This window comes from Bacteroidota bacterium, assembly GCA_018692315.1.
Classification (GTDB): Bacteria; Bacteroidota; Bacteroidia; order Bacteroidales; family JABHKC01; genus JABHKC01.
This window is the reverse complement of sequence record JABHKC010000056.1, coordinates 20606-27983: the sequence shown is the minus strand read 5'-3', so window position 1 is coordinate 27983 and position 7378 is coordinate 20606. Positions and strand designations below refer to the sequence as shown.

General features: G+C 30.6%; 4 protein-coding genes. All 4 read left to right on the top strand.

Going from position 1 to position 7378, the window contains the following annotated elements; translation table 11 throughout:
- Positions 1–382: 382 nt before the first annotated feature.
- The 4 genes from HN894_04865 to mnmE all read left to right on the top strand — a co-directional run bounded on the left by HN894_04865 (position 383) and on the right by mnmE (position 7360).
- Positions 383–1705, top strand: a complete 1323-nt coding sequence (locus HN894_04865) for a sulfatase-like hydrolase/transferase (protein MBT7142649.1) — start codon at positions 383–385, stop codon at positions 1703–1705.
- 456 nt (positions 1706–2161) lie between these two features.
- Positions 2162–2992 (top strand): prolipoprotein diacylglyceryl transferase, encoded by an 831-nt coding sequence (gene lgt / locus HN894_04860; GenBank protein MBT7142648.1) that lies wholly within the window; start codon positions 2162–2164, stop codon positions 2990–2992.
- 324 nt (positions 2993–3316) lie between these two features.
- A complete protein-coding gene (locus HN894_04855) occupies positions 3317–5875 on the top strand; it encodes a LysM peptidoglycan-binding domain-containing protein (protein ID MBT7142647.1) in 2559 nt (852 codons plus the stop codon).
- A 105-nt stretch (positions 5876–5980) separates the two neighbouring features.
- The gene (gene mnmE, locus HN894_04850) at positions 5981–7360 is read left to right on the top strand and encodes a tRNA uridine-5-carboxymethylaminomethyl(34) synthesis GTPase MnmE (GenBank protein ID MBT7142646.1); all 1380 of its coding nucleotides are present in this window, start codon (positions 5981–5983) and stop codon (positions 7358–7360) included.
- Positions 7361–7378: the final 18 nt, after the last annotated feature.

The window sequence follows — 7378 nt, the reverse complement described above, 5'->3', positions numbered from 1 at the left end:
TAGTAACTTATTGGAAAAAAATATACATGAACTCCATTTTTATTTAAAAAATTAATGTTTTTTATCAAAGCTTGCATTTGTCTGTATTACAGAATATTAACATCATTTTGCTTGTTTTTGTGAATTATGCAGGCTAAAAGCTGAATGGGAAAGCTATATCTAGTATTCTTTATTGAGAATTTGTGACTGGCTGATTATTTTTGTTGCGGAATTACTGCAAAAATTAATGTAGTTTTGATTAATTTTGTCGTTTTTTACAGTTGCAAGAAATTGCCATATGCCATAATGTACTAATGTTAAAGACTATAAGTATTTTGTCAATTTAAATAAATTTGGTAGTTTTTAGCCCGACTTTTGCTAAACAAAATTAATAAGGGTGCTTATGAAAATACATACTTTTGTTATTATCATTTTCTTATTTCTAATGATTTCATCTTGCGAAATTAATAACAAGAAAAACAAACCAAATATTATTCTTATTATGGCAGATGATATGGGTTACGAGTGTCTGAGTTCTTATGGAGGAATCTCATATGACACTCCTTTTCTTGATCATTTAGCTGCTAATGGAATACAATTTAGTAATTGTGTATCACAGCCATTAAGCACGCCTTCAAGGGTAAAAATAATGACAGGTAATTATAACTATCGCAACTATGATAATTTTGGGCATATAAATACTAATGAATATACATTTGGTAATTTATTACAAGATGAAGGTTATGTAACCTGTGTAGCTGGGAAATGGCAACTAAACGGTCTAGCGTATAAAAATGATATCGACGATTGGAATGACAATACCAAACCAAATAAATTGGGATTTGATGAATATTGTTTATGGCAATTAACCAAAACTGCAGGTTCGGGAGGACGGTATGCAGATCCATTAATCGAACATAATGGTTCGTTTCTAAAAAGAGATAAAGATGATTATGGACCAGATATTTTTTCAAATTTTATATTAGATTTTATTGAAAGAAAAAAAGATACTCCCTTTTTCATATATTATCCAATGGTACTTGTTCACGATCCATTTGTTCCAACACCTAAATCTAAGCTTTGGGAAAACGAAGCAATTCGTCATAAAAATGACACAAGCTATTTTAAGGATATGGTTTCTTATACCGATAAAATTGTGAGTAAAATTTATTCTAAACTTAAAGATCTACAAATCGAAAATAATACCATTATTATCTTCACAGGAGATAATGGAACACATCCAACAATTTATTCACAAACAAAAGAAAGAACTATAAGAGGAGGAAAAGGCAATACAATTGATGCCGGCACCCACGTTCCTTTAATTGTTTTCTGGCCCACCAAAATTAAAAAGGGCATTATTTTCAATGGATTAATTGAGTTTAGTGACTTCTTTCCTACCTTCGCAGATATTGTTAACAAGGAAGTGGAATCTGATGGATATAGCTTTTTACCATTATTAACAGGCAAAAACTATACTGAAAGAAAAACTGCTTTTGTGCATTATGATCCTATGTGGGGTAAAAATGTAAATCAATATAGAAATCAATTTATCAGAACCATTGATTATAAATTGTATCAAGATGGTAAATTTTTCAATTTAACCAACGATAATTTAGAGAAAATGCCAATATCTGCTGATTCACTTGAAGAAAATGAAATGATAATAAAATATACTCTGGAAAGTGAACTAAAGAAACATCCCATTTGGAAAAATAATGAATAAAAACTTGCTTTAATCGAATAGGCGGCTAACCCCGAGAAGTGGGACCCGTACTCCTCTCCCACCATTAAGCATACATTTCTCCTACTTAGCGGTTCATTAAGCAAAAGAAAATTTGAGCTCTGGCTCTAAAGGTAAAGTTCAACCGGAAAATAAGGATATTTGAGATAAGTGAATTATAACAGAGAGTTGGCTACAGTCGTAAGTGCCACAGCGAGAAAGCTGGCAGTAATAATTTGGAATATATTAGTAAAAAAAAAACTTTCAATCCTCCAATAGAATATCTATTTCCGGATTAAAAAAGAAAATTGAGATTAGAATCAAGAATTAAAAAAAATATTGCTAAATTTGAAATCCAACCAGAAGATGTTGAATATTGTAATGAATTGAAATTAAGCATTTAAGGATTAAGGTTAGTTGGAAAGCAAAAACGACATTGCTAACATTGAAAATTAAGACATGATTATAAACTATATTCACTGGAATCCTGACCCCGAGATACTAAATATTTTCGGATTCTCAATTCGATACTACGGAATCCTCTTTGTAGGTGGATTGATTTCGTGTATCTACATTTTGGGGTGGATTTTTAAGAGAGAAAAAATTCCATCCAAAAACTTGGAAAAATTGTCAATATACGGTATGGTTGGTATTATGGTAGGAGCACGACTTGGACACTGTTTATTTTACGAGCCTTCTTACTATTTATCAAATCCTCTGGAGATGATTCTGCCGATTACTTTTTTTCCAGATGGTGGGATAAAATTAATTGGATATCAAGGATTAGCAAGTCACGGTGGAGCATTAGGATTATTGATTGCTTTATATTTCTATTCCCAAAAGACTAAACACTCAATGATTGATATAATTGATTTGATTGCTGTAGTTGCAGCCTTAGGTTGTGGATTTATCAGACTGGCAAACTTCATGAATTCAGAAATTATTGGTATGCCAACTGCAAAACCTTGGGGAGTGATTTTTGAGCGAGTTGATAATATTTCTAGACACCCAGCTCAATTATACGAGGCGATTTCCTATTTTTTCATTTTTGCGATTATGATGATTCTTTACAAAAAAATGAGAGATAGACTTAAAAACGGATTCTTTTTTGGACTAATACTTGTGTTAACATTTACAGCTAGATTTATAATAGAATTTATAAAGGAAAACCAAGTCGGATTTGAAGATGGAATGACATTCAATATGGGACAACTTTTGAGCCTTCCTTACATTGTAGTGGGGATTGGATTTATAATTTATAGACTATGGAGGACAAAAAGCCCAGCATAGAACACCTAAATAAAAACAGCGTAAAATTACTTAGCCGGGCTCAGTAGTCCCAATAAATAATCGGGATTAATCTAAACCCAAGCCAGCAGGTTTATTGAATAGATCTTTCGCTATAAAAAAAATTAATTGTTTGAAGATTTTGTTGAGAGACGGTTTGAAATAGATGTTACAAAGAGTTATACAAATTAGATACAAAATTAAAAGAGTTTAAAGTCAAATTTATGTTGCTGCAGCTCAAAACAAGATTTAGTCTAAATATTTATTTATTATACTACAATTTTTGTATTTTTGAATTTTTGAGAAATTTAATCAATATAGTTATCAATGAATAATATTTTTCGGTATATAATCCTTTTATTTATAATAATTTATACAGTTAACACAGCTTTTGCACAAGAGAAAAATCTCGATAGTCTCCGTACAAAAGAAAGAATAGTAATTGACGGAAAAAAATACTTTTTGCATACTGTCAAAAAAGGTGATACGGAATATTCTTTGTGTAGGATTTACAATGTTTTTCAAACAGAATTAGAAGCCTCAAACCCTGAAATTTATTCGGGTTTAAAAATTGGAATGAAAATAAAACTGCCCATTATCGACGGACGAAACAATTCTACTGAAGAGAAAAAACCTGAAGTGAACAAAAAAGACAAGTATATTTTACATACAGTTTCGATAAGCGAAACGCTCTATTTCTTACATAGGAAATACAATATGAGCGTCTCCGAAATAAAAAAAATAAATCCTGAAATTACCAACAATATAAATGAAGGACAAATCATTAAAATACTAAACCCTGATTACGAAGAAGATACGTCAAAAGTCAAGAAAAAAAGCTATATCAGTGGCATACACTCAGATGGAGACTTCATTTATTACAAAGTTGAAAAAGGAAATACCCTATATTCTTTATCTAAGAAATTTCATGTTTCTCAAAAAGAAATTATTTTTCATAATCCTGAAACTGAAATAGTCCTTAAAATTGGGCAAATTGTAAAACTTCCAAAAAACTCAAAAAATTCTCATCTAAAAGGCAATATTAGCTCAGATTCAACTTCCCTTAAAAATATTGAAGTGCCTGTCGAAATTGTTGAAATTGAGAAAGATACTATCGAAATTGACACAAACAAACTGCAATGTTTTGAAGTTACCAAGGGTGAAACTTTATATTCTATTTCAAAAAAATATAAGATTGAACAAGATACAATTATTAAATACAATCCATCTGCGGAATTTTCCATCCAAACCGGCCAACTTTTGTGTATTCCTAAAACCATTTTGGAAAGTGAAGTGTCTGACATTCCAGAAGAAGACAAAGAATTTATCTATCATTCAACAAAATGGAACCAATCTTTAGAATCAATTTCAGAATTGTATGGAATAAAAGAAAAGAAGATTGAAAAATACAATAAAGAAATTGATTTTAATGATTTAAATATTGGGCAGAATATACGAATTCCAAAAAAGTATATTAGTAAAGAAATCAAAATTGAAATTGCCGAAACACAAAATCTAAAAGATTCAACAATTCTTGAAACTGAAATATCAGAGGTAGTTCCCAAATATCATTCATTCTGCGATTCAATAGATTTTTCTAATGAGGAAAAAACGCTAAATGTTGCACTGATGCTCCCCTTCTATCTCAATGTGAACGACACACTCGGACTAAGCGATACTTTAATTGAACAGAATTATATTAAAGAAGGAATTCCAAAAGACAGCATTGATGCCCTTATGGAAAAACGAGAACGAATATTTTCAAAATCGGAAATATTTTTAGAATTCTACGAAGGACTACTAATTGCTGTGGATAGCTTGAGAAATAGCGGACTAAATATTCGTCTCTCGGTTTTCGATACACAAAAAGACACAATAACTGTAAAAGAGATTGTCAGGACACAAGTGCTTGATACTATGGATTTTATTATTGGTCCTGTTTATAGTATCAATATGAAAATTGTTGCAGAACATGTGAAAAATAAGAATATAAAGCTAATTTCACCATTAGTTTCGAATAACGAATTTCTTGTCGGAAACAAAAATTTCTTCCAGGTAGTTCCAAGTTTAGAAGTACAACTGCAACTATTTACCGAGCAATTGACCAAATTCAAAGATCACAACATTTTGATGATTTATAGCGGAAACAAAAAAGACAAACAGCTTTTAAATCTATATAAGAAAAATCTGGCAGCGAGTATGCAAAAAGTTACCAACATTGATTCTCTGAATTATAAGCAAATAGTTTATAGCGAAAAAAGCATCTCTGAAATTGACCTTAATAACGACCCTAATAATATTAAAACAAATATTATTGAAGAAGCATTGACAAAAGACTCAGCAAATCTAATTATCTTACCTTCAATTCGTCAGGGTTTTGTCTCGAACTTAATTCGACAAATTAACACTATTTACGAAAACAATAAAGATAGTTTAGATATTACAATTTGCGGATTTCCTCATTGGCAAAGATACGAAAACATCGAACTCGACTATTTATATAATCTGCAATTGCTCTCATTCTCAACAAGCTATATAAACTACAGTTGCAAACACACAAACAATTTTATTGAAAAATTCAGACAAAATTACCATTCCGAACCTACCAGATTTGCTTTTCAGGCATACGATATAATGTTTTATTTTTCAAAAAATATACACAAGTACGATCAATATTTCATTGATTGCATCAATTCCGAATTTAATGAAAATGAAAATAGTTTGCAATCTATGTTCGATTTTACAAAAATTAATCAAAAGGGTGGTTTCGAGAACTCTTCAATCTATTTATTGAAATACAATAAGGATTTTAGTTTTGAAGAACCAAAAAATATTTCGAAAACAAAGTCTCATTCTAAAATAGATGGAAACGATGAATTATTTTAATTATGGAAAATTAATTCGCTTATAATATTTATTCATAATTTAAAGATTACGTTTTTACTTGTCTGCAAGTTCTAAACATAAGAATTCACTAAGCTCATAAAAATTATGTTACAAAATAAAGATACGATTTGTGCAATAGCAACGCCTTCCGGCAAAGGAGCAATTGCAATTATTCGTATTTCGGGGCACAACTCAATAAGTATTTGCGACAAAATTTTCGTTGCAAAAAACAAAACCAAAAAACTTATCAATCAAAAAGGAAATACCATTCATTATGGGGCAATCATAGCAGAAAACAAAATTATCGACGAGGTTCTCGTTTCAATTTTTAGAAATCCAAATTCATATACAGGCGAAGATTTGATTGAAATATCGTGCCATGCTTCAAATTTCATTCAACAGGAAATTTTACATCTGCTTTCTGAAAATGGAGCACGTTTGGCAAATCCTGGGGAGTTTACTTTACAAGCTTTTTTGAACGGAAAATTAGACCTTTCGCAAGCCGAAGGAGTAGCCGACTTAATTGCTTCATCGAACGAAGCATCGCATAAAGTTGCTCTAAATCAGATGCGTGGCGGTTTTTCTAACGAGATTTCTATACTCCGTCAACAGTTACTAAATTTTATTTCTTTGTTGGAATTAGAGCTCGATTTTAGCGAAGAAGATGTAGAATTTGCAGACAGAAAAGAGCTGAAAAAACTTGTTGAACAGATTCAAAAGCTATTGCAAAAATTAATAAAATCGTACAAAATCGGCAATATTTTGAAAAATGGAGTACCTGTTGCTATTGTTGGTGAACCAAACGTTGGAAAATCTTCGTTGTTAAATGTTTTGCTAAATGAAGATAGAGCAATTGTCTCCGAAATTCCGGGAACAACTCGCGACATTATTGAAGATTCAATTGTTATTGAAGGCATTACATTTCGTTTTCTGGACACTGCAGGCTTGCACTCAACTCAAAACAAAATTGAAAATATTGGCATAAAAAAAACATACGAGATTGCCAAAAAAGCAGAACTCATTCTATTCGTCCAAGACTCGACTAAAAAAGACAATAATTTCAATGAATTACTGAAAAATTTAAAAAATAAAAAAGTAATTATTGTAAATAATAAAATTGATATACTTGATAACAAACTAATTAGCACACTTGAAAATAATAATCTTATTAATGAATCAGTAAATATTTCTGCCAAAGAAAAAACAGGTATCAAGCAATTGTTAGAAAAAATTATTGAAACTCAAAATCTCGATGCTTTAGAAAACAACGATGTTATTGTTACAAATGCACGACATTACGAAGCCTTAGTTCATTCAAGCAAATCAATTGAGAGAGTTGCAAACGGCTTAAATTCAAATATTTCAAGCGACTTTATTTCGCAAGATATTCGTGAAGTTCTGCATTATCTTGGTGAAATTACCGGTGAAATTGCTTCACAAGATATTCTAAACAACATTTTTGAGCAATTTTGTATTGGAAAATAGATTTTGAACGGATTTTTT

Excerpts from the sequence above, each read along its gene's own strand:
- HN894_04865 (MBT7142649.1), top strand. The coding sequence starts at position 383 with ATGAAAATACATACTTTTGTTATTATCATTTTCTTATTTCTAATGATT.
- lgt (MBT7142648.1), top strand. The coding sequence starts at position 2,162 with ATGATTATAAACTATATTCACTGGAATCCTGACCCCGAGATACTAAAT.
- HN894_04855 (MBT7142647.1), top strand. The coding sequence starts at position 3,317 with ATGAATAATATTTTTCGGTATATAATCCTTTTATTTATAATAATTTAT.
- mnmE (MBT7142646.1), top strand. The coding sequence starts at position 5,981 with ATGTTACAAAATAAAGATACGATTTGTGCAATAGCAACGCCTTCCGGC.